Below are 25086 nucleotides of genomic sequence, written 5' to 3'. Positions count from 1 at the left end.
CCGCGTCACGACTCCAGAATCATCTTGGCCTTCTCCAGGTTCGACCGCACGTCACGCGAGTAGAGCTTCATGACGATCCCGTCGGCGAACTTGAAGATGCCCTTGAGCGACTCCGACTCCTGGTGCCAGGCCACCTTGGTGCCCGCGCCCTCGTCCTCGTAGCGAACGGTGAGCGCGTAGGGGATGGTGGCGTCCTCGGACACGAGCTTGCCCATCCGCCCGGGGTCGACCTCCACCAACTCGTCGGTCAGCTCGAGGCGTCTGCCAGCGACCTTCACCGCGCCCCGACATATCCGGCCGACCTCGTTTCTCTCGCCCGAGACCATCTCGTACTCGATGATGTTGCTGCTGTAGAGCAGCAGGACCCGGGTTTGGTTTGCAGAAACCCGGACGGGGTAGAACAAGCCCATGACCGACGTCAACACCACGCCCCATCCGGCCGCGCTGCAGCCTCCGGTCGCCTACCTCCCGTGCCGCCTCGATGATGAGGGACAGGTTGTCGAGGTGATGATGGCCCAGCTCGAGGACGGCAGGGTCGCCCTCATGGGCTACACGGCCCTGGACCGTTTCCTCGCGTCCTGTGGACAGGGTCACCCGTGGGTGCTCTGGAAGACCGAGGAAATCGAGTCGCTCCGGGCCCTCAAGCACTTCGACGTCGCCTATCTCGACATCCCGATGCCGGCCGCTCTCCGCATCCAGGAGACGACTGCGTGACGATTCAGCTGAGTGAGGCCACCGAGAGAGAGCTGGCCAAGTTGCACGAAGATGCGGCGAAGGGCATCACCGGACTGGCTACCGGCGTGCCCACGACCGTGGACGGTGGGCACGGCACCGCCGATGTGCTGGCGATCATCGCTGCCGTCGTAGCCACCGCAGACGACATCGCTTTGATCAACGAGGCTGCCGCCGCCCAGGTCCGGGCCGTCGGCCAGGAGTTGGGTTCCACCGACGACCAGGTCGCTTCCGGCTTTGACGCCATGGAGGTGACGGTCGAGTGATCGAGACAGAGGTGAAGGGCAGCACGACGAGCGTTGACAGTGCTGCGACATGGCTGCGCGACTCGCTGAAGACCCAAGTCGACAACGCCAGTGAGGATGTTCTCGCCGCCAAGCGGAAGGCCGAGCGGCATTGGGAGGGAAGCTCCGGCAGGGCCTACGTCGGCTACGTCAAAGACATCATCCAGGTGTCCGACGCGCACGTCGATCGCATCGAGACCGCGGCTGGTGAGATCGAGGCGTACAGCGCCCGGCTCAAGCAGGCTCAGGAGCGGATGAAGGCCCTGCGCGTCGAGGCCCGAGCCGGCGGCCTCGGCGTCGTCGGCACGGTCATCCAGACTCCTCCTGACGCCGTCGCTCCGACCCCACCTGCCCTGGACGCGCCCGACGCGGACAGGACACGTTTCACCGACGACATGGGTGCCTTTCAGGCGAAGGTGGAGAAGATTGAGCTCTACAACCGCATCCTCGGCGACGTGGAACTCGAGTGGTCGAACTTCCTGGAGTGGATCGACGCGAACCTCAAGCCGGCGCCCAAGGCTCTCGAGGCGCCGGAGGTCGACAAGCTCGCCACCTTCGTCCGTGAGAACGTCGGCAACCTGGGCATCGCCTTCGGCCTGACCCTGGGGGAGCGCAGTCTGTTGAACAAGACAGAGGCCCTGCGTGCCGAGGCCAAGGAGCTCCGGGATGCCAGGCGGTCGGGCAATCCGGCTCGGCAGGCGAGGGGCAACGCACCGGAAGCCCCCGGCCGGATCAAGGATCTCAACCGGTACGCCGACTGGGCCGGCCGCGGCGGCAGGATCCTGGGTCCCGTCGGGGCCGCTTGGGACACCTATCAGGCTCTCGAGGGTGAGTCGCCCGGCGGAGGTCTCCTGGCAGTAGCAGCGGGAGCCGGAGCCACCGCCCTGGTGATCGCCACAGCACCCGTCAGCGTGCCAACCGTGGTCGTCGTGGGCGGCGCGGTGGTCGTCGGAGCCGGAGTCACCTGGGCCGTCACCGAGGGCTGGGACGCACTACCCGACGACTTCACCGAACCGGTCGACGAGTGGGTCGGTGACCGGTGGGACGACACAAAGGGCGCCTTGTCAGACGGCTGGGGCGCCGTGACGGGATGGTTGTGATGAGTCAGGACCCGGCGTACGCCGCACCCACCCGGCTGCTGGTGGCCGGCCTGATCGGGCTGCTGGCCGTCGTGGGCCTGATCTTCCTGATCGCGGGGCTGGTCGCTCTCGCCGTCGGCGAGAGCGAGAGCTGGTTCCCTGCCCTGCTCGGGCTGCAACTCACGGTCCTGGGCATCCTGGGCGTCACCGGAATGCTCCGCGGTCGAAGTGCCCCCGGTCCGGTCGAGGAAGTCGACGGCGGAGTGGCCCTGCCGCTGCGCCGCGGCCACGTGCCGCGGCAGGCCCTGATGATGGTGACCCTGGGTTCGGTGCTGCTTCCCGTGGCCCTCCAGGACGACAACGGCCCCATGGTGGTCGTCGGTTCAGTCGCGTTGGCCGCCGGCGTGGTCGCGGCTGGCTGGTTGCTGCTCCGCGGCGCGGACAACCTCCGCATCCGGCTGACCCCCGATGGGCTGATGCTTCCCTCGGGATGGGGAACCGTACGCCGCTTCTCCTGGCGCGAGATCGAGGGCGCTCAGACCGTGCCGAGGTGGCAACCGGTGCTGGTGGTCATCCCCAAGGACGACCGGTCGCCACCCGGCCTGGTCAAGGTCCTGGCCCAGGGGTGGACACCCGAGGCCCTCGCCCGGGTGATCGAGCACTACGTGGACCATCCGGCCCAACGCAGCGATCTCACCTCGGCCGCAGCGGTCGAGTCCGTGCACGCCACCTGACGGTCTGGCGACCTCAGGCCGATGCCAACCATTTGTCTGGCCCGAAGACCTCGTAGTGGATGTCGGCCTCGGGGACGCTCTGCTCGATCAGGGTGCGGCGTACGGACTCCATGAAGGGCAGCGGACCGCACAGGAAGACCTGCGCGTTCGTCGGAATGGTCACCAGGTCGAGGTCGACCCGTCCGGCCTGGAGGACGTCACGCGCCGGTCGGGTGCCCAGGTCCTCGTACCACCGCTGCAGGGTCGCCGACGGCAGTGCAGCCACCAGGTCCTTGAGCTCCTGGCGGTGGGCGTGCCGCGCCGGTGAACGATCCGCGTGCAGCACTTGCACCTCGCGCGTCGATCCGATGCCGGCCAGGTAGTAGAGGATCCCGATGATCGGGGTGATGCCGATGCCGGCCGAAATGAGCACCAGCGGGTCCTCGGAGTCCTCGAGGACCAGTTCGCCGAACGGGGCCGAGACCCTCAGCTCGTCACCCTCGAAGAGTTCCTGGTGCAGGAAGTTCGACACCTCACCGTTCTCGACCGCCTTGACCGAGATACCCCACTCGCTGGCCTCCGGCGCGTAGGTGAGGCTGTACTGCCGGATCTGGCGGGCACCGTCGGGCAACGGCACCTGCACCGAGATGTACTGACCCGGCAGCGACTTCGGCAGCGGGCTGCCGTCGGCTGTGCCGAGCACGAACGACACGGTGTCGGGCGACTCCTGGAGGCGGCGGCGCAGGACCAGCGTGCGCCAGACGTCACCGTCGGCCACGCCGGTCTCGGCGTACAACCGCTTCTCGATCGTGACCAGCGCGTTGGCCAGGTGCCAGTAGACCTCGTCCCAGGCGGCGGCCACCTCGGGCGTGACGGCGTCGCCGAGTACCTCCACGATGGCGGCGAACAGGTGCTCGTGGACGATCGGGTACTGGTCCTCGGTGATGCCGAGCGAGGCGTGCTTGTGGGCGATCCGAGACAGTACGTCGAGCGGGTTGCGTCCGTCCTTCGCCACCAGGAGCGTGGCGTAGGCGGCGATCGCCCCGGCGAGTGCGCTCTGCTGATCACCCTGCGCCTGGTTGCCCCGGTTGAACAGGTCGCGCTCCAACTCCGGGTGCGCGGCGAACATCCGCTTGTAGAAAATCGGGGTGATGTCGCCTATGGCGGCACCGATGACGGGCAGGGTGGCCGTGACGACCTGGGCGGACTTCGTGGACAGCATGAGACTCCGAGACGTATTGGGGTTGCGGGGTTGTCCCCACTCGACCACCAGCCGCGCCGGGGGAGCAGAGCCGAACGTCCCGAGTGGAACCGAGATAGGTCCCTCGGCGGGTCGCACGCCGCAGCAGCTGCATCAGGCCGCAGAGTGGGCTAGCCCACATCACCCAGCCCGCACACACCCGCAATGGAGCACTCGTGAGTTCCTCGACGCCACGCCGCCGGACCAGGTTCCACAAGACCGGACCCATCCGCGCCGCCCGCGGCCTGCTCGGCGACAACGCCGACGCACCCCGCCAACGCATTGTCGGGCGGCTGCTGATGTCCGACGCACTGCACGGTCTGCGCCACCCCGACGACGACCGGCGGCTACGTCCCGGCCTCCTCGGCTCACTGGCGGCAGTCCTCATCACCTGCGTGTTCGTGGCCATCCCGGCCGTGATCCTGGCCCAGGACTCCACGACCTTCGTGGGTCGCACCGTGGACAGCATCACGGGCAACGACGCCGCCAGCGCCTCCTCCTCCTCCGAGCCCGACCCCTTTCTCGGGTTCGCGGAGGACCCCGGGTTCGGTGACGACTTCGGGTTCGACGTGAACGAGGTCCCGGAATTCGTGGGGATCGTGTTGTACCTGTTCCTCGCCCTGGGCGCCGCCGCGCTGCTGGCGTCCCTGATCCGGGTGGTCTCGAAGATCGCGGCCTACGTCAAGGGGCGCCGCCTGACCCGTACGCCGCCCACACCGGGGGAGAGGTCTCCCGAGGACCTCGCCGAGCTGGAGGACGATCTGTACCGCAGCTTCGCCGAGGCGTTGTCCTTCAGCAGCGGCATCGTCACCCGCTCCAGCAGCTTCGGCGGCCATCACGGGGACCACTTCGGCACCGGGCATCACGGCGACACCTTCCACCACTGACCGACCCCCACGGCGGGCTGAGTACCTTTGGCCCGTGAACGACATCGTGACCGCGGCCATCGTGCTGCTCGGCGGGGTCACCGCCCTGTTCCTGATCCTCCTGCTCATCAAGGACGAGATCGTCGGGGACCGGGAGTACGTCCTGCTCGGTCTGACCGAGATCGCCCTGATCGTCCAACTCGTCGTCGGCAGCGTGGCGCTGGCCGGCACCGACCGCGACGTGGAGGGGGCGCTGTTCATCAGCTACCTCGCCGGCAACCTGTTCGTCCTGCCGATCGGAGCCTTCTGGGCCCTCGCCGAACGCAGCCGCGCCGGCACCGGCGTACTGCTTCTCGCCGTGGTGACCGCCCTGTTCCTCGAGGTCCGGCTAGGGACCATCTGGGCGGCAGGTCCTCTCCTTGGCTGAGCAACTGAACCGGCACGGCGACCTGGCCTCCGGGTGGGGGAGGGCCCTGATCTTCGTCTACGGCCTCTTCGCCGTCGCCGCGACCGGACGCTCGGTCCTCCAACTGGCCACCGAAGCCTCCAACGCGCCGTTCGCCTACTCCCTCTCGGTCGTGGCCGCGGTCCTCTACTTCGTGGCGACCGGCGCGCTCATCATGGGCGGAGACCGGGGGTGGCGACTCGCCGGAGCCGCCGTAACGATCGAACTGCTGGGCGTCCTGGTGATCGGGTCGCTGAGCTACCTCGACGACGCGCTGTTCCCCGACAAGACCGTCTGGTCCTACTTCGGTCAGGGCTACGGCTACGTCCCGCTCCTGCTGCCGATCGCGGGTCTGGCGTGGCTGCGACACACCCGCACCCACACGCTCAGCGACTGATGTAGTCCACCGGGCACGGCCCAGCCGCCCGCGCGACCCCACCGATCTGCGCCGCGACAGGCGCCGGGAAGGTGCCCCACCGGGGCGTGAAGTCGTACGCCGCGAACAGGTGGGTCACCGCGGCCGTCATCGCCGACAACGAGAACGGTTGGGCCGGGCACGTGTGCTTGCCGTGCCCGAACGCCGTCACCAACTGCGTCGACGCCAGCCCTGAGGTGTCCGCCAACCGGTGCCGCTCCCACCGGCCCGGATCCCAGTCCGCCAGACCCGGACCGGCGGTTCGGTTGAGCAAGGGCAACAGAGTGGCGATCGTCCACCCGGGGGGCACGTCGTACGTCGTCTCCCCGTCGTCGAATCGCACCGGTTGCAGCACCGCCCGAGCCATGATCGAGCGCTGGGCCAACCGGGTCGACTCCAGTGCGCACCGCGAGGCCAACTCCGTGTCGCCGGCGACGACCGCCGTGCACTCGTCCGGGTGTCCGATCAGATCGACCATCGCCCACCCGAGGGCTGCATGCAGATTGGACATCGATGCGATGTGGATCAGTGCGACGTCCAGGCCGACGCCGCGGCGGCGTACCTCCGCAGCCTCGTCCTCCCACGACTCGACGATGCGGGCGAACAGGTCGTGGCCCCGTAGGTCTCGATCTATCGCGGCACCCACGATCTCGACGACCATGTCGAGCGCAGCGATCTCTTCCGCTTTGCCCGACGCGGCCACGGCCGCCATCGCATCGGGGTGCACGAACGCGTCCGACCCATCCAAGGCGTCGAAGGCCCTGACCAACTGCTCGAAGTCCGACCCTCGGGCGGCGCCCGGACCCGCCCACGACGCCAACCCCATGCGGTGACCCAGGCGCCGCGTCATCGCGAACAGGTCGACGGACCCCGACCCACCCAACTCCTCGACCGTCGTGACCAGGGCCTCGTCGAGGTTGCGGAGGTACGTCGCCACGTCGCCCCGCCGGAACAGACCACCTGGCATGGTGCGACGCCCCTCGAAGATGGCGTCCGGCAGTTTGCGCCGCAGCATCTGGTAGTCCGCCACGCCCTTGGACGCGGCCTCTTCGGGCAAGGCGTAGAACGACTCGACACCGGTGGGGGAGAACGTGAACAGATACCGATCGCGGCCACTGTCCAGGGCGAACGTGTCTCCGTGCTCGGCCCGTGCGGCCCCGATCTTGGACACCGCATCGTCCACGGCCCGATCCCAGGGAAGGCCCACCCCGGTCGCTAGCGGCGGCATCGGGACGAGGTCGGGTCGTGGCACGGGTCACATGGTGGCAGGTCGCGGCAGGGGCCGCGGCACGAGTGAGGTTGACCTTACTTGAACCGCACTATGCATTAACGGCACACTAGTGTTGTGGAATTCATCGAGGAGGCCCCCAGGGGTCACGACCAGCCGACGCGCCAGCGCGTGGTGCAGTCGATCCTCGTCGAGGGTCCCTCGACCGCAGTGGCCCTGGCCGAGCGTCTCGATCTGACCCCCGCCGCCGTACGCCGCCACCTCGATCACCTGTGTGACGAGGGTGAGGTGGAGGCCCGCGAGCCGCGCACCGTCGCGTCCCGGGGTCGTGGCCGTCCCGCCAAGATGTTCGCGCTCACCGAGCACGGACGCGAGGGGTTCGACCAGCAGTACGACGACCTGGCCGTCCAGGCCCTACGATTCCTCGCCGAAACCGGAGGCGACGCCGCCGTTCGGGAATTCGCCGAGCGTCGCGTGGCTTTTGTAGAGGAGCGGTTCGACGCGGTGCAGGCCGACCGTCCCGAGGCCAGCCCGGCCGAGGTGCTCGCCGAGATCTTCACCGCCGAGGGGTACGCCGCCGCGGTCCGCGACCTACCGATGGGGGAGCAGTTGTGCCAGCAGCACTGCCCGGTCTCCCACGTCGCCCATGAGTTTCCCCAACTGTGCGAGGCAGAGACCGAGGCCATCGGTCGCGTTCTCGAACGCCACGTCCAGCGTCTTGCCACCATCGCCCACGGCGACGGTGTCTGCACCACCAGCATCCCGAACGTCCCGAACCTACCGACCAAGCGATCAGCCGAGCAGCCCAACCAGAAGGAGAGTGTCCGCTCATGACCTCCATCGAAGAACTCAACCCGTCACTACAGGGCATCGGAAGCTACGAATTCGGTTGGTCCGACGCCAACGACGCTGGCGCCAACGCCCAGCGTGGCCTGAGTGAAGAGGTCGTGCGCAACATCTCCTCGCTCAAGAGCGAGCCGCAGTGGATGCTCGACCTGCGCCTGAAGGGCCTGAAGCTCTTCGACCGCAAGCCCATGCCCAACTGGGGCTCGGACCTGTCGGGGATCCACTTCGACAACATCAAATACTTCGTGCGCTCCTCCGAGAAGCAGGCCACCACCTGGGACGACCTGCCCGAGGACATCAAGAACACCTACGACAAGCTCGGCATCCCCGAGGCGGAGAAGCAGCGTCTGGTCTCCGGTGTCGCGGCGCAGTACGAGTCCGAGGTCGTCTACCACTCGATCCGTGAGGACCTCGAGGAGCAGGGTGTCCTGTTCCTCGACACCGACACCGCTCTGAAGGAGCAGCCGGAACTCTTCCAGGAGTACTTCGGCACCGTCATCCCCGTCGGTGACAACAAGTTCGCCGCACTCAACACCTCGGTGTGGTCCGGTGGCTCCTTCGTCTACGTGCCGCCCGGCGTCCACGTGGACATCCCGCTGCAGGCCTACTTCCGGATCAACACCGAGAACATGGGTCAGTTCGAGCGCACCCTGATCATCGTCGACGAGGGCGCCTACGTGCACTACGTCGAGGGCTGCACCGCCCCGATCTACTCCTCGGACTCGCTGCACAGCGCCGTGGTCGAGATCATCGTGAAGAAGGGTGGACGCTGCCGCTACACGACCATCCAGAACTGGTCGAACAACGTCTACAACCTCGTCACCAAGCGCGCGACGTGCGAGGCCGGCGCGACCATGGAATGGGTCGACGGCAACATCGGCTCCAAGGTCACCATGAAGTACCCCGCGATCTACCTCATGGGTGAGCACGCCAAGGGCGAGACCCTGTCCATCGCCTTCGCCGGCGAGGGCCAGCACCAGGACGCCGGCGCCAAGATGGTGCACGCGGCTCCGAACACGTCCTCCTCGATCCTGAGCAAGTCCGTGGCCCGAGGCGGCGGACGCACCTCCTACCGCGGTCTGATCCAGATCAACGAGGGTGCCCACGGCTCGAAGTCCAACGTGCTGTGTGACGCGCTCCTGGTCGACCAGATCAGCCGGTCGGACACCTACCCCTACGTCGACATCCGCGAGGACGACGTGTCCATGGGACACGAGGCGTCCGTCTCCAAGGTCTCCGACGACCAGCTCTTCTACCTCATGTCCCGCGGCATGGCCGAGGACGAGGCGATGGCCATGATCGTGCGTGGCTTCGTCGAGCCGATCGCCAAGGAGCTCCCGATGGAGTACGCCCTCGAGCTCAACCGCCTCATCGAACTGCAGATGGAGGGCGCGGTCGGCTGACCCCGACCCACCCACCACCGTTCAACTCAGACCAGAAAGACGCCTTTAGTGACTCTCACTGACACCGCACGTAAAAGCGTGCGCTCCGCAATGGAATCCGAGCAGGGACACCTCATCGTGTCCCACTTGAACCCACCGCCGTCCTACGACCTCGCGGACTACCCCGTGCCCCACGGGCGCGAGGAGATCTGGCGGTTCACCCCCCTCAAGCGGCTGCGTGGAATCCTGGACGGGGAGGCCTCCGATGCCTCCCTGACCATGGAGAGCACCCTGCCCGAGGGCGTGACGCTCACCCAGATCAGCACCACCGAGGCCCGCGAGATGGGCGAGCTCGCCCCGAACGACCGGCCCTCGGCCCTGGCCGTGGCCAACGCCGGGGGAGCGACCCTGCTCGACGTCCCCGCCGAGCTCGAGGTCACCGAACCCATCGTCATCAACCTGACCGGTGAGTCCGTCGACGACCTCGTCTGGGGCCACCTGGTCCTGCGGATCGGCAAGTTCTCCAAGGCCACCATCGTGCTGGTGCACTCCGGGTCCGCCCGGTACGCCGCCACCACCTCGGTGCTGGTCGGCGACGGTGCCCAGGTCAACGTGGTCTCGGTCCAGGACTGGGCCGGGGACGCCGTACACCTCGGGCGCGACGCGATCCTCGTGGGCCGCGACGCCTCGGTGCGGCACACCTCGGTCAGCTTCGGTGGTGATGTCGTGCGCATGCACGCCAACGTCGAGTACGCCGGCCCGGGCGGTGAGGCTGAACTGTTCGGCCTCTACTTCGCCGACGAGGGTCAGCACCTCGAGCACCGTCTCTTCGCCGACCACAACCAGCCCAAGACCAAGAGCAACGTCCTCTACAAGGGCGCGCTGCAGGGCCAGGGTGCGCACACCGTGTGGATCGGCAACGTCCTGATCCGCAAGGTCGCCGAAGGCATCGAGACCTACGAGGAGAACCGCAACCTGGTTCTCACCGACGGCTGCCAGGCCGACTCCGTGCCGAACCTGGAGATCGAGACCGGCGAGATCGAAGGAGCAGGCCACGCCTCGGCGACCGCCCGCTTCGACGACGAGCAGCTCTTCTACCTCCGCTCGCGCGGTGTCTCCGAGAAGGAGGCCCGCCGCCTGGTGCTACACGGCTTCTTCCAGGACCTCATCAAGAAGGTCGGCATCCCGACCCTCGAGGAGCGCCTGACCGCGACGGTCGAGGAAGAACTCGCCAAGAACGTGTCGCAGGGCGAGGTCGGCTGATGGCCTTCGAGCTCGCCTGCGCTCCCACCGATGTGCCCACCGACGAGGCGCTCGGCGTCACGATCGGCTCCTACGACGTCGCCATCGCACGCTGTGACGACGAGTTCTTCGCCTTACAGGACCTCTGCTCGCACGCCGCGGTCGCCCTGACCGAGGGCGACGTCGAGAACTGCGCACTGGAGTGCTGGCTGCACGGCTCGACCTTCGACCTCCGCACCGGCAAGCCCAGTGGCCTTCCCGCCATCGAGCCCGTTGCGACCTTCCCGGTCGAGGTCCGCGAGGACGGCATCTACATCGACACCGCGACCACGCTCAACGGCGTACGCCCCACCTGAACTTTCACAGAAGGAGAACGAACATGAGCACACTGGAGATCAACGACCTGCAGGTCTCGGTCAAGACCGACGACGGCCCCAAGCAGATCCTCAAGGGCGTCACGCTGACCATCAAGTCCGGCGAGACCCACGCGATCATGGGGCCCAACGGCTCCGGCAAGTCGACGCTGGCCTACTCCATCGCCGGCCACCCGAAGTACGACATCACCGGCGGCACCGTCACCCTCGACGGTGAGGACGTGCTGGCCATGACGGTCGACGAGCGCGCCCGCGCGGGCGTCTTCCTCGCCATGCAGTACCCCGTCGAGGTCCCCGGCGTCTCGGTGTCGAACTTCCTGCGCACCGCCAAGACCGCGATCGACGGCGAGGCCCCCAAGCTGCGCCACTGGGTCAAGGACGTCAACGCCGGTCTGGAGCGCCTCAACCTCGACCCGACCTTCGGCACCCGCTCGGTCAACGAGGGCTTCTCCGGTGGCGAGAAGAAGCGCCACGAGATCGCTCAGCTCGAGCTGTTGAACCCGAAGATGGCGATCCTCGACGAGACCGACTCCGGCCTCGACATCGACGCGCTCAAGATCGTCTCCGAGGGCGTCAACCGCTTCCGGGCCCAGGAGGGCAAGGGTGTTCTGCTGATCACCCACTACACCCGCATCCTGCGCTACATCGAGCCCGACTACGTCCACGTGTTCGTCGACGGCAAGATCGCCGAGCAGGGTGGACCCGAGCTCGCCGATGCTCTCGAGGCCGAGGGCTACGACAAGTACCTCCAGGCCAACGCCGACGCCAACGCCGCCGCCGCAGCGTCTGCGTAGTCGCCCAGCACCACTTCTCGCTACAACGTGAAAGGTTTCGAGATGATCGAAGGTCTTCTTCCCGACCTGGATGTGATCCGCAAGGACTTCCCGATCCTTTCGCGGACCATGGAGGGTGGGCAGCCGCTGGTCTACCTCGACAGCGCCAACACCTCACAGAAGCCGCAGATCGTGATCGACGCGATGGTCGACCACCTCGAGCGGCACAACGCGAACATCTCGCGGGCGATGCACCAGTTGGGTGCGGAGTCCACGGAGGCCTTCGAGGGTGCCCGCGACGATGTGGCGGCGTTCATCAACGCGCCGTCACGTGACGAGGTCATCTTCACCAAGAACGCCTCCGAGGCGTTGAACCTGGTGGCGAATTCGCTGGCCTGGGCGACCGGGGACCTGTCGATCGGACCGGGCGATGAGGTGGTCATCTCCGAGATGGAGCACCACTCCAACATCGTCCCGTGGCAGATGCTGACCCAGCGCAAGGGCGCGACCCTGCGCTGGTTCGGTCTGACCGACGACGGTCTGCTGGACCTGTCGAACATCGATGAGTTGATCACCGAACGCACCAAGGTCGTCTCGCTGACCCACGTGTCCAACATGTTGGGCACGATCAACCCCATCGCCGAGATCGCCCGCCGAGCCAAGGCGGTCGGCGCCCTGGTGGTCGTCGACGCCTCGCAGTCGGTGCCGCAGATGCCGGTCGATGTGCAGGCCCTCGGCGCGGACCTGGTGGCCTTCACCGGTCACAAGGTCGTCGGTCCCACGGGGATCGGTGTGCTGTGGGGTCGCCGCGAGGTGCTCGACGCGCTGCCGCCGTTCCTCGGCGGGGGCGAGATGATCGAGACGGTCAAGATGGAGCGCTCGACGTACGCCGGGATCCCGCACAAGTTCGAGGCCGGCACCCCTCCCATCGTGGAGGCGGTCGGGCTCGGTGCGGCTGTCCGTTACCTCGGGGAGATCGGGATGGAGGCCGTGCACGCGCACGAGCAGGCCATCACCGACTACGCCCTGACCGGTCTGGCCACCATCCCCGGACTGAAGGTCCTCGGACCCCTCGATGCCACCCAGCGCGGGGGAGCGATCTCCTTCGAGATCGACGGAGTCCACCCCCACGACATCGCGCAGGTGCTCGACAGCCGCGGGGTCGCGGTCCGGGCCGGCCACCACTGTGCGAAGCCCGCCCACGCACGCTTCGGCGTACAGAGCACGACCCGGATGTCGTCGTATCTCTACACGACCCCCGCCGAGATCGACGCGCTCGTCGAATCGTTGGAATACACCCGGTCCTACTTCAAGTTGACCTGAGGAGGAGCGCAGATGAGCCAGGAACTCGACACTCTCTACCAAGAGATCATTCTCGACCACTACAAGAACCCGCTGCACGCCGGACTTCGCGAGCCGTACGGCGCCGAAGTGCACCACGTGAACCCGACGTGCGGTGACGAGATCACCATGCGCGTCCGCCTCGACGACGGTGTCGTCGCCGACGTGTCCTACAACGCCGAGGGATGCTCGATCTCCCAGGCGTCCTGCTCGGTGATGGCCGACCTGGTCATCGGCAAGACCGTCGAGCAAGCCATGACGATCCACGAGGACTTCCTCAAGCTCATGCAGGGCAAGGGCAACGTCGTACCCGACGAGGACGTGCTGGAGGACGGCATCGCCTTCGCCGGCGTGGCGAAGTTCCCGGCGCGGGTGAAGTGCGCGCTACTGTCGTGGATGGCCTGGAAGGACGCCACCGTGCAGAGCCAGTCCACCGGCGCGCAGTCCGAGTCCGCAACCCAGACCGAACCGATCAAGGAGCCATCATGACCGACCACTCCGACCTCCCCGAGGTCCCCGAAGCCGCCCCGCACGGCGGCGGTGGAACCGCGGTTGCCGCTGTGACCGTCGAGGACGTCACCGAAGCCATGAAGGACGTCGTCGACCCCGAGCTCGGGATCAACGTCGTGGACCTCGGCCTCGTCTATGACGTCCACCTCGACGAGAAGTACAACTGCGTTCTCGACATGACCCTGACGTCCGCGGCCTGCCCGCTGACCGACGTGATCATCGACCAGACCGAGGCCGCCCTCGAAGGCATGGTCGCCGACGTGGCCGTGAACTGGGTCTGGATGCCGCCGTGGGGCCCCGACAAGATCACCCCCGACGGCCGCGAGCAGCTGCGCGCCCTCGGCTTCAACGTCTGAGGCGCTGATGAACGAGCCCGACCCGGTCGGCACCTTCTGGAACCTGGCGCGTTTTCACGCCAAGTTGAACACGGCGCCGTCGTACTTCGGGCCGACCACACTCGAGGTCGTCCCGCCCCCGGCGTGGTCGTTCGGCTCGTCGCCGGAAGTGGCCGACGAACTGCTGGCCCTGGTGCTCGACGGCACCAAGACCGCCACGTCGAGTGCCCTGGCGGAGTACGAATCCGAGAACGAGCCACTCCCGGAGGCGAACGCTCTCGGGATCCTGCTGGACGGGTCAGGGCATCCTCGGGTGCTCATCGAGACCACCGACGTATCGGTGGTCTCGTTCAGTGAGGTCGATGAGGAGCACGCCCGCCTCGAAGGCGAGGGCGACCTCTCGCTGTCGACCTGGCGGGAGATCCACGAGGAGTTCTTCTCGACCGACGGAAAGCCGGTGGAACCCTCGACGCAGGTGGTTCTCGAGCGTTTCCGGATCGTGTACGTCGGCGACTGACCGTGACCCTCGTCGGTGTTCCTCCCGAACGGCTCACGAAGTGGGTGTCGAACTTCGAGGGGCGGCACGGAGCCACCCAGATCGTCGTTGGTGACGGCGGACTGGTCGGGGAGGCCGAGGACGGTTCGCGTTTCGCCGCAACGCTTCCCTTCGACCTCCCGTACGCCGGCCCCGCCGATGTCGCTGAGTTCCTCGATCTGGCGAAACCCCCGCAGGACTGGGGCGTGCTCCTCGTCCGCAAGGGCGGGTTCGCGATCGCCCGGATGAGCGGCGCGGCGATGGGGGAGTCGAAGACCGGTCAGCGTCACGTGCAGGGACGCACGAAGGCTGGAGGTCAGAGCCAACAACGCTTCTCCCGTCGACGCGACAACCAGGCTCGCCAGGCCTATGAGGCGGCGGCCGGTCACGCCGTACGCATCCTGGGTGATCGCAGTGAACTGACGGTGGTCGTCGGCGGAGACCGCAGCGCGGTGGATGAGGTGTTGGGCGACGCGAGACTGGCGAAACTCCGCGTGGTCGAGCCGTGGCTGGACGTGCCGGATCCGAGACGCTCGGTGCTGGAGTCCGCAGTCGTCGAGGCGTGTTCGATCCGGGTGGACGTGACGAACGCGTGAAGCACATCCCACGTTTTAGGTGAATCGTGGACTAACGTCCCCAGCATGTGGCAGCCCGAGGCCGGGTGGCATCCGCTTCCCGGTGGCACCGGCCCATCGACGGTCGGTGTGTGGCGTACGGCCGATGGCGGGCAACCGTTGGTGGTCAAGCGCCTGTCCGCCCCAGACGAACGCGACCCGGCGGAGTGGCGCGATCCGACCCACCCGACGTACTGGCGGCGCGAAGCGGATGTGCACATCTGTGGCCTGTTGACCGCCACCCCCGGTCTGCAGGCGACGGCGGCCGCCGTCGAGGAGGACTCGTGGGGCGTCACCATCACCGCGGAGTGGGTGGAGGATGCCGCACTGAGTGGGCTTTTCGTGTGCTCGGGGCTCGGGCGCTTCGCCGGAGCGGACCTGCCCCGACCTCGGTGGTTGTCGAGGGGCCAGCTCAGAGAGCGGCTCCGTCAGGTCGAGCACAGAGGTGGTTGGCCGACCCTGGCGCGTACGACGGTGGCGGACGTGGCCGAGCATCTCTGGACCCGGCGGCATACCTTCCTCGACGCCCTGGACCTCCTGCCGCAGGTGCCACAGCACGGTGACCCGACCGGTCCGAACCTTCGCGGTCGCCGCGGAGATGACGTCCTGGCCATCGACTGGTCGACCGTCGGACTCGGCGCCGTCGGCTCCGACTTGGGGTACTTCGCCCTGTCGGCCCGCGAATCCTTCGAGCCGCTGCTCGACTCCTACCTGATGGGCCTCCCGCCGAAGATCGCGGACCGTGAGGACGTGCTGATGGGTGCCCGGATCACCAGCGTCTACACCGCCCTCACGCGAGCCGAGTGGGCCTTGTCCCGAGTGGCCGGGGGAGAGGGCGCGCTCGCCGGAAAGTACCGCCATCCGTCGGTGGCGCCGTACATCCGAGCGCTCCAGCGGCAGTTCGAACACATCGAGGCTCTGCTCGGCTGGTCCTGAGCGGTCGGGTCAGGCCAGCGGCGTGACGTAGGCGGAGGAGATCCCGCCGTCGACGAGGAACTCGCTCGCGGTGATGAAGGAGGAGTCGTCGCTGGCCAAGAAGGCCACCGCCGCCGCCATCTCGGAGGCTTCGGCGAAACGACCCATCGGAACGTGTACGAGTCGGCGTTCTGCTGCGGCCGGATCGGAGGCGAAGAGCTCCTCCAACAGTGGGGTGTTCACGGGACCCGGACACAAGGCGTTCACCCGCACGCCGGATCGGGCGAACTGCACGCCGAGTTCTCGCGTCATCGAAAGCACCGCACCCTTGGATGCTGAGTAGGAGATCTGTGAGGTGGCCGCACCCATCACCGCCACGAAGGAGGCGACGTTGATGATGGAGCCACGACGCTGTTCGACCATGTAGGGCAACACGGTCTGGCAGCAGAAGTACACCGACGTGAGATTCACTTCTTGCACGCGTCGCCAGGCCTCGATCCCGGTTTCGAGGATGGATCCGTCGTCGGCCGGGGAGATCCCGGCGTTGTGGAGCGCGATGTCGATGGAGCCGTAGGCGGAGTGCGTGGTGGCGTACATCGCCTTGACCTGGTCGACGTCGGTCACGTCGGTCTGGACGAACCGGCCGCCCAACTCGGTCGCGATCTTGTCGCCGATCTCTTCGGTGCACAGATCGGCGATGACGACGTGGGCCCCTTCGCTGGCCAACCGCCGAGCGCTGGCCAGCCCGATGCCACTGGCTCCGCCGGTGACGACGGCGACTCGACCGGGGAGACGTCGGGACGTGGGTTGTTCGCGTGGTGCAGTCATGGGAGCCCTCTCGAAGTTCGGTCGGTTAGTCGGTGGAGACAAAGACGGTTTTGGTTTCGGTGAATGCCTCGAGTGCGTGCGGGCCGAGCTCGCGGCCGAGGCCGGATTGCCCGAACCCACCGAACGGGGTGTTGTAGCGCACCGCCGCACTCGAATTGACCGACAGGTTGCCTGCGCGGACGCCGCGAGCCACTCGCAGTGCCCGTGCGGCATCGCGAGACCAGATCGAGCCCGCGAGCCCGTAATCGGTGTCGTTGGCCAGGGCGATCGCCTCGGCTTCGTCGGTGAAGGGCAGGACGCTCACGACGGGACCGAAGATCTCCTCGGTGAAGGTGGCATCCCCGGGACCGTTGGCCCGGACCACCGTAGGGGCGGACCAGAATCCGGCGCCGGTGGGACAGGAGCCTGCGACCAATACTTCAGTGCTGTGGAGGTACCCGGACACGACGTCGCGCTGGTGGGCGGAGACCATCGGTCCCATCACGGTGTTCGGGTTGGCTGGGTCGCCTACCGTGATTGCTCGGACTACCGGTTCCAGGGCGGACATGAAGTCGTCCCAGACGTCGCGTTGCACCAAGAGTCGAGAGCGCGCGCAACAATCCTGCCCGGAGTTGTCGAAGGATCCGCCAGGAAGCGCGGCAGCGGCGGCGTCGAGGTCGGCGTCGGCAAACACGATGGCGGCGTTCTTGCCGCCCAACTCCAAGGTGACCCGTTTGACCTGGTCGGCGCAGCCACGCATCACGTGCTTTCCGACCGCGGTGGAACCTGTGAACACCACTTTGCGCACGTCCGGATGGGTCACGAAGCGTTCGCCGACGACCGAGCCGCGACCGGGAAGAACTTGCAGGACCCCCTCGGGAATGCCTGCGGCGAGGGCGAGCTCTCCGAGTCGCAGGGCGGTCAGCGGGGTGAGTTCGGCCGGCTTGAGCACGACGCTGTTGCCGGCAGCCAGCGCGGGAGCAAAGGCCCATCCTGCGATCGGCATCGGGAAGTTCCAGGGCACGATCACCCCGACCACGCCGACAGGTTCGGCGAAGGTCATGGCGATGCCACCGGGGGTCGGGATGGTCTCGCCGTGGGGTCGCTCCGGTGCGCCGGAGTAGTAGTTCAGGACGTCACGCACATTGCCGGCTTCCCAGCGTGCGTTTCCGATCGGGTGGCCAGCGTTGGCGACCTCGAGCAGGGCGAGCTCCTCGAGGTGGTCCTCGACCTGCATCGCAAATCTGCGCAGCAGCATGGCTCGATCCCGGGGCACGACCTGGGCCCACTGTCGTTGCGCGATACGTGCGCGCTCGATCGCTGTGTCGGTGGCCTCGACGTCATGCTCATCGATCTCCACGAGCACCTCTTCGGTGGCCGGGTTGATGAGAATGGTCATAACGCTCCTCGCGGTTGTCGGGCTTGCTCGACCAGGCTGGAGAAGAGGCGCAGGTCGGTCTGGCTCTCCTCGGGATGGAACTGAACTCCGAGCGACCAGCCGGGAGCGGTGGTCTCCACCGCTTGCACCAGCCCGTCAGCAGAACGGGCGGTGACTCGAAGGCCGTCGGCGACCCGGTCGATGGCTTGGTGGTGATAGCACGCTTGCGTGGAGTGATCACCGAGAACCCGGTGGATCCGGCTGCCGGCTTCGCAGGCGATGTCGACCTGGCCGAACACGGCCGGACCCGGCTGATACTCCGTGTGCCCCAAGGTGTCCGGCAGGTGTTGATGCAGCGTGCCGCCGAGGGCCACGTTGAGCACCTGCGCTCCTCGGCATACGGCCAGGAGCGGCGTGTGGCGATCCAAGGCTGCGAGAATCAGGGCGGCTTCATGGTCGTCGCGTAGTCGGTCCGAGACCGTGGCGGGGTGCCGCGGTTCGCCGTACATCGCTGGATCAACGTCCGGACCGCCCAAAATCACCAGCCCGTCGAGAACGTCCAGCACAGAAGTGTCGTGCAGCACGGCGTCCTCGACCATGGGCGGCAACAGCAGAGGGGTCCCCCCGGACCTGATCACGGAGCGCAGGTAGGCCTGCGGGACCACGGCAGCCGGGACCTTCCACACCCCGAAAGCCGCTTCGAGAAAGTACGTCGTGAGGCCGATCCGCGGGCGGCGGGCATTCACAATCGCTCGAATCCACGACGGAGCTCCCAGTCGGTCACCGCGGTGTCGAAGGCAGCAATCTCGACGTCGGCGAAGTTGAGGTAGTGGTCCACCACCTCTTGGCCGAAGGCTTCGACAGCAATCTCGGAGTTGGCGAAGCACTCACGCGCAGCGGAGAGGGTGCGGGCGACGTGGGGTGCGTCGGAATCGTAGGCGTTCCCGGTGGTCATCGGCTCCAGTTCGAGCTCGTTCTCGATGCCGTACAGCCCTCCGGCCATCATCGCGGCCAGAGCGAGATAGGGATTGGTGTCGCCCCCCGGGAGGCGGTTCTCCATCCGGGCGCCGGCGCCCTCGCCGACCACCCGCACCGAGCAACTCCGATTGTCCTGGCCCCAGGCGACGGCCGTCGGGGCGAAGGACCCCGCCGAAAATCGCTTGTAGGAGTTGATGTTGGGGGCGTAGAAGAGGGTGAAGTCCTGCATGGTGGCCAGCACTCCGGCGATGAAGTGGTCATAGAGCGCAGTGCGCTCGCCCTTGTCGGCATCCCAGAAGATCGTGGAGTCGTCCGCTCCTCGCAGCGAGAGATGGATGTGGCAGGAGTTTCCTTCCCGATCGTTGGGCTTCGCCATGAACGTCAGCGATTTGCCCGCCTGGGCTGCGATCATCTTGGCGCCGGTCTTGTAGACCGTGTGATTGTCCGCGGTGGTCAGTACGTCGTCGAAGAGGAACCCGATCTCGTGCTGGCCCAGGTTGCATTCGCCCTTGGCTGACTCCACGACCATCCCGGCGGCGTACATGTCGCCGCGGATTCGCTGCAACAACGGCTCCACGCGTCCGGAACCGATCACCGAGTAGTCGATGTTGTATTGGTTGGAGGGGGTCAGATCGCGGTATCCGCGGGTCCAGGCGTCCTCATAGGTGTTCTCGTAGACCACGAACTCCAACTCGGTCCCGGACACCGCTTTCCACCCATGGTCCGCGGCCCGGCGCATCTGACGTTGGAGCATCGAGCGTGGCGACATCGGCACCGGTTTGTTGTCGGTGGTGTGGAGGTCGCACTGGACCATGACCGTGCGTTCGAGCCATGGCACGTGGCGAAAGGTCGACTCGTCGAGTTCGAAGACCATGTCGCCGTACCCGGACTCCCATGAGGAGATGGTGTAGCCGGCCACCGTGTTCATCTCGGTGTCGACCGCGAGCAGGTAGTTGCACCCTTCGACACCGTGCCCGAGGGCGTGCTCGACGAAGTACGCCGCATGCAGATATTTCCCCTGCAGGCGACCCTGCATGTCGGTGAACGCGACGATCACGGTGTCTATCTGACCGGATGCGACCGCATGTCGGACCTCGTCGGTGGTGAGCATGCGTTCGTTGCGGGGGTGCGTCATCAGAACTCCTGCTGGGTGGGTGTGGGTCGGGGACTGGTCAGCGCAGGGATTCTTCGGCGTCGGTGATCTGAGCGAACTCCTCCTCGGGTGCCGAAGAGACGAGGTGGTGGCGACTGTAGAACCAGAAGTAGGCGACAAAGACCACGAACACCGCGGCGGTGATGCCCGCGGCCACGATGTCGACGAAGAACGTTGCGACCAGCGCGATGACCGAGAGCGTGAGGGCTACGCCGGTGGTTTTGGTGCCCCCGGGAGTCAGGTAGCCACGCTCGAGTTCGGGTTCGCGGCGGCGCAACATGATGTGCGACAGGTTGAGCAGAACGTAGGACGCCGTCGCCCCGAAGACCGCGATGTTGATCAGCAGCGCGCCGTCCTTCGTCAGCGCGGCCAGGAGGAAGCCGATGGTTCCTGGGACGACGAGAGCGACCCAGGGAGTCTTCCGGGAGCCGGTGAGGGAGAGGAAGCGGGGGAGGTAGCCGGCCCGCGACAGCGCGAAGAGCTGTCGTGAGTAGGCGTAGATGATGGAGAAGAAACTCGCCACCAAACCGGCCAGACCGGCGTAGTTGACGAAACTCGCCAGCGTGGAATTCTCGCCGTACGCCGCCCGGATGGCCGCGGGGATCGGGTTGTCCGAATCCTGGATCGCCGCGGAACCCGATGCCCCCGGGACCAGGACCAACATCAGGGCCGCGAAGGCCAGCAGCATCATCATCGCCACGATGATCCCGCGCGGCATGTCCTTCTTGGGATCGCTCGTTTCTTCGGCCGCGAGCGGCACCCCCTCCACAGCCAGGAAGAACCAGATCCCGTAGACGAGGGCGGCGACTGCGCCGCTGATGCCGTAGGGGAGGAAGGAGCTCGACATCGCCGCGCCGGTATCGACCTTGATGTCGAACAGGTTGTCGGTGGAGAACTTGGGGATCAGACCGACGACGGTTGCGACGAGCGCCACGACAGCCACCGTGGTGATCGCGAACATCAACTTGAGCGCCTCGCCGACGCCCCAGATGTGCACCGCGATGAAGACGACGTAGGCGGCCAGGTAGATGTACCAGGAGTTGGTGAGTCCGAAGAGTCCGAGGGCTTCGATGTAGCCACCGATGAATACCGCAATCGCGGCCGGTGCGACGGCGTACTCGATCAGGACAGCGACGCCGGTGGCGAAGCCGCCCAGGGGGCCCAGAGCTCGACGGGCGAAGCCGTATCCCGCACCAGAGGTCGGCAGGGTCGAGGAGAGCTCGGCGAGACCGAAGACCATGCACGTGTACATCACGCCCATCAGCACGGTGGCGATCAGCAGACCGCCCCAGCCACCTTCGGCGAGACCGAAGTTCCATCCGGCGAAGTCGCCGGAGATCACGTAACTGACTCCCAGCCCGGCCAAGAGAATCCACCCGGCAGCCCCGGACTTCAGGCTTCGTCGGCTCAAATAGTCGTCGTTGACTGCTTGGTAGTCGATCCTGGACTTGGCCATGATGCCTCCTGGACAATGGACTGATTATGAACCATTGAATGCGTGTCGACATCTTGCGCTGTGAGGGTTCTCACGTCAAGGGATGTTCGAGGGCCTCATGGGTCGTGTATCGACTCAGGGATACCGTGGCGATATGACGCAGTCCCTGAACGATTCGTCGCTGGGCACTCCTCCGGTGCTCGCGAGGGTGCGCTCGGGCAATGTGTTTGAAGAAACCATGGAGCATCTGCTCCGGGCGATTCGCCTGGGAGAGTTTGGTCCTGGAGCAAAGCTGCCGGCCGAGCGCGTGCTGGCGGAACAGTTGGGAATCTCGCGAGCCACCTTGCGCGAGGTCTTGGGGGAGCTGCAGTCGGCGGGATACGTCTCGGTGCGCAGGGGACGGTACGGCGGCACCTACATCGCCGATTGGGTCTCCTCGCCTGCGGCAAGGCAGCCGCTGCCGGAGAGATCGGTGGTGGAGGACGTGCTCACCTTGCGCGCGGTCGTCGAGCCGGCTGCGGCCCGATTGGCTGCTGAGCGAGCCAGCCGAGCCGACTGCGGGCGACTCACTTCAGCTCTAGCCGCTCTGAATGATGTGGATCCTGCGCAGTACCGGCCCCTGGATGCCCAACTTCACCTGCGCGTGGTCGAGTTGAGTGGCTCGCCGAGCCTGGCCGTGGTCGTCGCGGACGTCCGGGCCCGAGTCAATGAGTTGCTCGAATGCATCCCTCTCCTGCCCACCAACCTCGAGCATTCCCACGTCCAGCACGACCTGGTCGTGACGGCGATCTGCGACGGCGACGGTCCCGCGGCGCAGGCGGCGATGGCCCAACACCTCGAAGGCACCGCCTGGCTCTTGCGAGGTTTCCTCGGGTAGTTCCTCTGTCAGGGTGTAGCCATGACCCGGATCTCGCTCTCCCGCCTGCCGGGTGAAGGGGTGTTGATCTCGGAGGCTGGCCTGGCGCACGAGGTCGCAGTGGCCGACCTGGCGGCGTTCGTCAGCTCCAGGGAGATGGAGGCACCGCGCTGGGTCTGGGACGACACCGCACGGTGGTATCCGAGGTTGCTCGCCGCGGGGATCCGGATCGGGCGCTGTCACGACCTGCGGCTGGGTCACCAGGTGCTGTGCCGAGCACCTGCGGTGGATCCGGCGTTCCTGGTGGGGGAGCAGTCTGAGTACTGGGATCGGCTCGGGCCCGCCGTGCAGACCGATCAAGCGATGTTGTCCTTCGACGACACCGCCGAGCATCTGCGGGCCGATCTCGAGGACGCCCGACAGATGGCCGCGGTGGCGGCCTCGACCGAGACGGTCCGGATCGGGCTGTTGCTCGCGGCGGAGTCGGCCGGTGCCTTGGTCGCGGCTGAGATGACGCACGCCGGGATGCCCTGGCGCGAGGAGATCCACGAGCGGCTCCTCAACGACCTGCTCGGCCCACGGCCCGCCCGTGGTGGTCGGCCCGCAGGCCTCGAGGCGATGGTGGCGCAGGTGCGCGAGTTGTTCGACGCCCCGCATCTCAACCCCGACTCACGGCCTGACCTCCTGGCCGCGCTGCGTCGAGCCGGACTCGACGTCACCGACACGCGGGCCGCCTCACTGCGAGCGCTCGAGCACCCGGGCATCACCCCGCTGCTGCGCTACAAGCAACTGGCGCACCTGTTCTCGACCAACGGGTGGGCCTGGACCGACCAGTGGGTCAGCGGCGGACGGTTCCGGCCGTCGTACCAACCCGCTGGGTCCGTCACCGGGCGGTGGTCATCGAACGGCGGGGGAGCCCTGTCCTTCCCGGCTCAGATCCGGCCGGCGGCGGTGGCGGATGACGGCTGGACCTTCATGGTGGCCGACGTGGCGCAGCTCGAGCCTCGTGTGCTCGCCGGGATGAGCGGTGACCGAGCCCTGGCCAAGTCAGCGCGCGGGGCCGACCTCTATCAAGGGATGGTGGACGACGGCGCCGTGGCCAGTCGGAACGACGCCAAGCTCGGCCTCCTGGGGGCGATGTACGGCGCCACCCGCGGCGAGAGCGGACGTATGGTCGCCGGCCTGACTCGTCGCTATCCGGCCGCCTTCGGGCTGGTCGAGGACGCGGCCCGGGCAGGGGAACGGGGCCAGGTGGTGCGCACGCTGCTGGGGCGTGGATCGCCCAGTCCAGGTGAGCTGTGGGACCGCGACCCCGAGGAGCCGGTGACGGACCCCGACGCTCAAGCCGGTGTGCGCCGGGCCTACGGCCGATTCACCCGCTACTTCGTCGTCCAGGGCACCGGGGCCGAGTGGGCGCTGTGCTGGATCGCCGACCTGCGCAACCGACTGTGGCGGCTGGGTGAGACCGGCTCTCTGGTCGACCGTCCGCACCTGGTGTTCTTCCTCCACGACGAGGTCGTCGTACACACCCCGGTGGCCATGGCGGACGCCGTGGCGGAGCAGGCCCGCAAAGCCGCGACGACGGCATCGGGCCTGCTGTTCCGCGACCTCACCATCGACTTCCCGCTCAATGTCTCGATCGTGCGGTCGTACGCCGACGCGGGGACTCACTGACCTCCTGGCGGTGGCACAGCGCCCAGCTGAACGAAGAGGTTCAGCAGATCGCTGACACCCCAGCGGCTGACGATCAACTGATCGACGACCTCGAAGATCGTGACGCCGCGCATGGTCACGTCTTTGTCGGTGGCCGGCACACCGAGCAGTTCACCGGTGTGTCGACCGCCTGCGGTCAACCATGTGACCACGAGGTCACCCTCAGCGATCTGCCCCTCGATGTCGTGCCAGGGGTCCGAGAAGGCGGCCTGGTTGACGGCGTACACCTGCTTGGCGCCGTCGATCCCGGAGGCCAGGCCGGGGATCGGTAGGGGCGTGTGGTCGACGTAGTCCGCGGAGAAGTAGTCGCGGTGCAGGGTGGGACTGAGCGCATCGATGTCGCGGAACAGGCGACGGACCAGCGCCTTGTTCGCCTCGGCGAGAACCGTTGCTTCGGGCGCGATCTGCTCGACGCCGGACATCACGCGGAGCTCGCAACAGGAAGAGCGCCCAGCTGGTGCAACAGCGTCGTGTCGTCCAGACGGTTCCACCGCTCGACGACCAGCCCATCGGCGAACTGGACCACGGTCATACCTTCGACCTCGATCGACTGGCCGGTGCCCGGCATACCGAACAGGGTGCCCTGGTGGGTGCCGGTGAGCACGTAGCGCAGGGCCACCCGATCGCCGTCGCTGAGCAGGTCACTGGCGGTGATCGTGGCGTCGGGGATGGCGTTGGTCAGCGCCGTGAAGAAGGCGACGATCCCATCTCGGGTGGGAGGGAAGGCGTCGGGGAAGCCGTGGAACCTGCACTCCGGCGAGTACAGGGTCGTCGCGTAGCCCTGAACGTCCCCGTGGTTGAGCATGTCCACTGCGTTCGCAATGGTGGTGGCGTGGTCGGTGGTCATGGTCTGCCTCTGTCCGGTCGGGTTGGGTTGGTCCTCCGATAGTTGCGTCG

At 67.0% G+C, this 25086-nt stretch carries 30 protein-coding genes; 20 read left to right on the top strand and 10 right to left on the bottom strand.

The features are described from left to right. Positions 1-5: 5 nt before the first annotated feature. Positions 6-410 carry an SRPBCC family protein gene (locus ACYVLV_RS04160; protein ID WP_460807917.1) on the bottom strand — a complete coding sequence of 135 codons (405 nt, stop codon included), beginning with the start codon at positions 408-410 and terminating at the stop codon, positions 6-8. On the opposite strand from ACYVLV_RS04160, the gene ACYVLV_RS04155 reads away from it, so the two are divergent. Genes ACYVLV_RS04155 through ACYVLV_RS04140 form a run of 4 tightly spaced genes read left to right on the top strand, consistent with a single transcriptional unit; the run spans position 409 to position 2829 of the window. After that, entirely contained in the window at positions 409-714 is a 306-nt protein-coding gene (locus tag ACYVLV_RS04155; protein ID WP_460807915.1) for an SAV_915 family protein, read from the top strand. The genes ACYVLV_RS04160 and ACYVLV_RS04155 overlap by 2 nt on opposite strands. Then, the gene (locus ACYVLV_RS04150; RefSeq protein WP_460807914.1) at positions 711-998 is read left to right on the top strand and encodes a hypothetical protein; all 288 of its coding nucleotides are present in this window, start codon (positions 711-713) and stop codon (positions 996-998) included. The genes ACYVLV_RS04155 and ACYVLV_RS04150 overlap by 4 nt, the downstream gene beginning before the upstream one ends. After that, complete coding sequence (locus ACYVLV_RS04145) at positions 995-2116, top strand: hypothetical protein (RefSeq protein WP_460807913.1); 1122 nt, start codon at positions 995-997, stop codon at positions 2114-2116. Before ACYVLV_RS04150 ends, ACYVLV_RS04145 begins: the two co-directional genes overlap by 4 nt. Further along, on the top strand, positions 2116-2829 hold the full coding sequence (locus tag ACYVLV_RS04140; protein WP_460807912.1) for a hypothetical protein: 714 nt from the start codon (positions 2116-2118) through the stop codon (positions 2827-2829). Before ACYVLV_RS04145 ends, ACYVLV_RS04140 begins: the two co-directional genes overlap by 1 nt. A 13-nt stretch (positions 2830-2842) precedes the next feature. Here the strand turns inward: ACYVLV_RS04140 and ACYVLV_RS04135 are convergent, their stop codons facing one another. Continuing rightward, positions 2843-4030, bottom strand: a complete 1188-nt coding sequence (locus ACYVLV_RS04135; protein WP_460807911.1) for a globin domain-containing protein — start codon at positions 4028-4030, stop codon at positions 2843-2845. 194 nt (positions 4031-4224) lie between these two features. On the opposite strand from ACYVLV_RS04135, the gene ACYVLV_RS04130 reads away from it, so the two are divergent. Genes ACYVLV_RS04130 through ACYVLV_RS04120 form a run of 3 tightly spaced genes read left to right on the top strand, consistent with a single transcriptional unit; the run spans position 4225 to position 5756 of the window. Further along, positions 4225-4935 carry a hypothetical protein gene (locus ACYVLV_RS04130; protein ID WP_460807909.1) on the top strand — a complete coding sequence of 237 codons (711 nt, stop codon included), beginning with the start codon at positions 4225-4227 and terminating at the stop codon, positions 4933-4935. 34 nt (positions 4936-4969) lie between these two features. Then, positions 4970-5341, top strand: a complete 372-nt coding sequence (locus tag ACYVLV_RS04125; protein WP_460807908.1) for a hypothetical protein — start codon at positions 4970-4972, stop codon at positions 5339-5341. Beyond that, positions 5334-5756 (top strand): hypothetical protein, encoded by a 423-nt coding sequence (locus tag ACYVLV_RS04120; protein WP_460807907.1) that lies wholly within the window; start codon positions 5334-5336, stop codon positions 5754-5756. Before ACYVLV_RS04125 ends, ACYVLV_RS04120 begins: the two co-directional genes overlap by 8 nt. Here the strand turns inward: ACYVLV_RS04120 and ACYVLV_RS04115 are convergent. After that, entirely contained in the window at positions 5746-7026 is a 1281-nt protein-coding gene (locus ACYVLV_RS04115) for a hypothetical protein (RefSeq protein ID WP_460807905.1), read from the bottom strand. The two genes, ACYVLV_RS04120 and ACYVLV_RS04115, sit on opposite strands and share 11 nt — an antisense overlap. A gap of 93 nt (positions 7027-7119) precedes the next feature. Here ACYVLV_RS04115 and ACYVLV_RS04110 point away from each other — a divergent pair, with 93 nt between their 5' ends. Genes ACYVLV_RS04110 through ACYVLV_RS04060 form a run of 11 tightly spaced genes read left to right on the top strand, consistent with a single transcriptional unit; the run spans position 7120 to position 15890 of the window. Continuing rightward, positions 7120-7836, top strand: a complete 717-nt coding sequence (locus tag ACYVLV_RS04110; RefSeq protein WP_460807903.1) for a helix-turn-helix transcriptional regulator — start codon at positions 7120-7122, stop codon at positions 7834-7836. Further along, entirely contained in the window at positions 7833-9251 is a 1419-nt protein-coding gene (sufB, locus tag ACYVLV_RS04105) for a Fe-S cluster assembly protein SufB (protein WP_460807902.1), read from the top strand. Before ACYVLV_RS04110 ends, sufB begins: the two co-directional genes overlap by 4 nt. Before the next feature lie 48 nt (positions 9252-9299). Next, complete coding sequence (sufD, locus tag ACYVLV_RS04100; protein ID WP_460807901.1) at positions 9300-10493, top strand: Fe-S cluster assembly protein SufD; 1194 nt, start codon at positions 9300-9302, stop codon at positions 10491-10493. Beyond that, complete coding sequence (locus ACYVLV_RS04095; RefSeq protein WP_460807900.1) at positions 10493-10828, top strand: non-heme iron oxygenase ferredoxin subunit; 336 nt, start codon at positions 10493-10495, stop codon at positions 10826-10828. Before sufD ends, ACYVLV_RS04095 begins: the two co-directional genes overlap by 1 nt. A gap of 23 nt (positions 10829-10851) precedes the next feature. Beyond that, a complete protein-coding gene (gene sufC / locus ACYVLV_RS04090) occupies positions 10852-11640 on the top strand; it encodes a Fe-S cluster assembly ATPase SufC (RefSeq protein WP_460807898.1) in 789 nt (262 codons plus the stop codon). A 42-nt stretch (positions 11641-11682) separates the two neighbouring features. Next, on the top strand, positions 11683-12942 hold the full coding sequence (locus tag ACYVLV_RS04085; protein WP_460807896.1) for a cysteine desulfurase: 1260 nt from the start codon (positions 11683-11685) through the stop codon (positions 12940-12942). Positions 12943-12954: 12 nt separating this feature from the next. Next, a complete protein-coding gene (gene sufU, locus ACYVLV_RS04080) occupies positions 12955-13449 on the top strand; it encodes a Fe-S cluster assembly sulfur transfer protein SufU (protein ID WP_460807894.1) in 495 nt (164 codons plus the stop codon). Then, positions 13446-13826: a metal-sulfur cluster assembly factor gene (locus ACYVLV_RS04075; protein WP_460807893.1), complete on the top strand. Its 381-nt coding sequence runs from the start codon at positions 13446-13448 to the stop codon at positions 13824-13826. The genes sufU and ACYVLV_RS04075 overlap by 4 nt, the downstream gene beginning before the upstream one ends. A 7-nt stretch (positions 13827-13833) precedes the next feature. Then, positions 13834-14322 carry an ASCH domain-containing protein gene (locus ACYVLV_RS04070; RefSeq protein WP_460807892.1) on the top strand — a complete coding sequence of 163 codons (489 nt, stop codon included), beginning with the start codon at positions 13834-13836 and terminating at the stop codon, positions 14320-14322. A 2-nt stretch (positions 14323-14324) separates the two neighbouring features. Beyond that, entirely contained in the window at positions 14325-14936 is a 612-nt protein-coding gene (locus ACYVLV_RS04065) for an acVLRF1 family peptidyl-tRNA hydrolase (protein ID WP_460807891.1), read from the top strand. Between the two features lie 45 nt (positions 14937-14981). Further along, positions 14982-15890, top strand: coding sequence for a phosphotransferase (locus ACYVLV_RS04060; protein WP_460807890.1), 909 nt, complete (start codon positions 14982-14984; stop codon positions 15888-15890). 9 nt (positions 15891-15899) lie between these two features. On the opposite strand, the gene ACYVLV_RS04055 is transcribed toward ACYVLV_RS04060, so the two are convergent. Genes ACYVLV_RS04055 through eat form a run of 5 tightly spaced genes read right to left on the bottom strand, consistent with a single transcriptional unit; the run spans position 15900 to position 21641 of the window. Further along, positions 15900-16697: a 3-oxoacyl-ACP reductase gene (locus ACYVLV_RS04055; RefSeq protein WP_460807888.1), complete on the bottom strand. Its 798-nt coding sequence runs from the start codon at positions 16695-16697 to the stop codon at positions 15900-15902. Between the two features lie 25 nt (positions 16698-16722). After that, positions 16723-18075: an aldehyde dehydrogenase family protein gene (locus ACYVLV_RS04050; RefSeq protein ID WP_460807887.1), complete on the bottom strand. Its 1353-nt coding sequence runs from the start codon at positions 18073-18075 to the stop codon at positions 16723-16725. Continuing rightward, the gene (locus ACYVLV_RS04045) at positions 18072-18800 is read right to left on the bottom strand and encodes a gamma-glutamyl-gamma-aminobutyrate hydrolase family protein (RefSeq protein ID WP_460807886.1); all 729 of its coding nucleotides are present in this window, start codon (positions 18798-18800) and stop codon (positions 18072-18074) included. Before ACYVLV_RS04045 ends, ACYVLV_RS04050 begins: the two co-directional genes overlap by 4 nt. Next, positions 18797-20167, bottom strand: a complete 1371-nt coding sequence (locus ACYVLV_RS04040) for a glutamine synthetase family protein (RefSeq protein WP_460807885.1) — start codon at positions 20165-20167, stop codon at positions 18797-18799. Before ACYVLV_RS04040 ends, ACYVLV_RS04045 begins: the two co-directional genes overlap by 4 nt. 37 nt (positions 20168-20204) lie before the next feature. Then, complete coding sequence (gene eat / locus ACYVLV_RS04035) at positions 20205-21641, bottom strand: ethanolamine permease (RefSeq protein WP_460807884.1); 1437 nt, start codon at positions 21639-21641, stop codon at positions 20205-20207. Between the two features lie 133 nt (positions 21642-21774). Between eat and ACYVLV_RS04030 the strand changes: the two genes are divergently transcribed. Both ACYVLV_RS04030 and ACYVLV_RS04025 read left to right on the top strand, forming a co-directional pair. Next, positions 21775-22497 carry a FadR/GntR family transcriptional regulator gene (locus ACYVLV_RS04030; protein WP_460807882.1) on the top strand — a complete coding sequence of 241 codons (723 nt, stop codon included), beginning with the start codon at positions 21775-21777 and terminating at the stop codon, positions 22495-22497. A gap of 21 nt (positions 22498-22518) precedes the next feature. After that, positions 22519-24150, top strand: coding sequence for a bifunctional 3'-5' exonuclease/DNA polymerase (locus tag ACYVLV_RS04025; protein WP_460807881.1), 1632 nt, complete (start codon positions 22519-22521; stop codon positions 24148-24150). Here the strand turns inward: ACYVLV_RS04025 and ACYVLV_RS04020 are convergent. Both ACYVLV_RS04020 and ACYVLV_RS04015 read right to left on the bottom strand, forming a co-directional pair. Beyond that, positions 24144-24611 carry an ester cyclase gene (locus ACYVLV_RS04020; protein WP_460807933.1) on the bottom strand — a complete coding sequence of 156 codons (468 nt, stop codon included), beginning with the start codon at positions 24609-24611 and terminating at the stop codon, positions 24144-24146. The two genes, ACYVLV_RS04025 and ACYVLV_RS04020, sit on opposite strands and share 7 nt — an antisense overlap. Next, positions 24611-25036: an ester cyclase gene (locus ACYVLV_RS04015; RefSeq protein ID WP_460807880.1), complete on the bottom strand. Its 426-nt coding sequence runs from the start codon at positions 25034-25036 to the stop codon at positions 24611-24613. Before ACYVLV_RS04015 ends, ACYVLV_RS04020 begins: the two co-directional genes overlap by 1 nt. Positions 25037-25086: the final 50 nt, after the last annotated feature.

The organism is Nocardioides salsibiostraticola, from assembly GCF_054783655.1.
The sequence above is the reverse complement of the archived record's forward strand: the minus strand, read 5'-3'. Positions and strand labels throughout refer to the sequence as shown.

What these genes read in the sequence shown, in the direction of transcription:
- ACYVLV_RS04155 (WP_460807915.1), top strand. Translation starts at nt 409, where the DNA reads ATGACCGACGTCAACACCACGCCCCATCCGGCCGCGCTGCAGCCTCCG.
- ACYVLV_RS04160 (WP_460807917.1), bottom strand. Translation starts at nt 410, where the DNA reads ATGGGCTTGTTCTACCCCGTCCGGGTTTCTGCAAACCAAACCCGGGTC.
- ACYVLV_RS04140 (WP_460807912.1), top strand. Translation starts at nt 2,116, where the DNA reads ATGAGTCAGGACCCGGCGTACGCCGCACCCACCCGGCTGCTGGTGGCC.
- ACYVLV_RS04135 (WP_460807911.1), bottom strand. Translation starts at nt 4,030, where the DNA reads ATGCTGTCCACGAAGTCCGCCCAGGTCGTCACGGCCACCCTGCCCGTC.
- sufB (WP_460807902.1), top strand. Translation starts at nt 7,833, where the DNA reads ATGACCTCCATCGAAGAACTCAACCCGTCACTACAGGGCATCGGAAGC.
- ACYVLV_RS04095 (WP_460807900.1), top strand. Translation starts at nt 10,493, where the DNA reads ATGGCCTTCGAGCTCGCCTGCGCTCCCACCGATGTGCCCACCGACGAG.
- sufC (WP_460807898.1), top strand. Translation starts at nt 10,852, where the DNA reads ATGAGCACACTGGAGATCAACGACCTGCAGGTCTCGGTCAAGACCGAC.
- ACYVLV_RS04085 (WP_460807896.1), top strand. Translation starts at nt 11,683, where the DNA reads ATGATCGAAGGTCTTCTTCCCGACCTGGATGTGATCCGCAAGGACTTC.
- sufU (WP_460807894.1), top strand. Translation starts at nt 12,955, where the DNA reads ATGAGCCAGGAACTCGACACTCTCTACCAAGAGATCATTCTCGACCAC.
- ACYVLV_RS04075 (WP_460807893.1), top strand. Translation starts at nt 13,446, where the DNA reads ATGACCGACCACTCCGACCTCCCCGAGGTCCCCGAAGCCGCCCCGCAC.
- ACYVLV_RS04070 (WP_460807892.1), top strand. Translation starts at nt 13,834, where the DNA reads ATGAACGAGCCCGACCCGGTCGGCACCTTCTGGAACCTGGCGCGTTTT.
- ACYVLV_RS04060 (WP_460807890.1), top strand. Translation starts at nt 14,982, where the DNA reads ATGTGGCAGCCCGAGGCCGGGTGGCATCCGCTTCCCGGTGGCACCGGC.
- ACYVLV_RS04055 (WP_460807888.1), bottom strand. Translation starts at nt 16,697, where the DNA reads ATGACTGCACCACGCGAACAACCCACGTCCCGACGTCTCCCCGGTCGA.
- ACYVLV_RS04050 (WP_460807887.1), bottom strand. Translation starts at nt 18,075, where the DNA reads ATGACCATTCTCATCAACCCGGCCACCGAAGAGGTGCTCGTGGAGATC.
- ACYVLV_RS04040 (WP_460807885.1), bottom strand. Translation starts at nt 20,167, where the DNA reads ATGACGCACCCCCGCAACGAACGCATGCTCACCACCGACGAGGTCCGA.
- eat (WP_460807884.1), bottom strand. Translation starts at nt 21,641, where the DNA reads ATGGCCAAGTCCAGGATCGACTACCAAGCAGTCAACGACGACTATTTG.
- ACYVLV_RS04030 (WP_460807882.1), top strand. Translation starts at nt 21,775, where the DNA reads ATGACGCAGTCCCTGAACGATTCGTCGCTGGGCACTCCTCCGGTGCTC.
- ACYVLV_RS04025 (WP_460807881.1), top strand. Translation starts at nt 22,519, where the DNA reads ATGACCCGGATCTCGCTCTCCCGCCTGCCGGGTGAAGGGGTGTTGATC.
- ACYVLV_RS04020 (WP_460807933.1), bottom strand. Translation starts at nt 24,611, where the DNA reads ATGTCCGGCGTCGAGCAGATCGCGCCCGAAGCAACGGTTCTCGCCGAG.
- ACYVLV_RS04015 (WP_460807880.1), bottom strand. Translation starts at nt 25,036, where the DNA reads ATGACCACCGACCACGCCACCACCATTGCGAACGCAGTGGACATGCTC.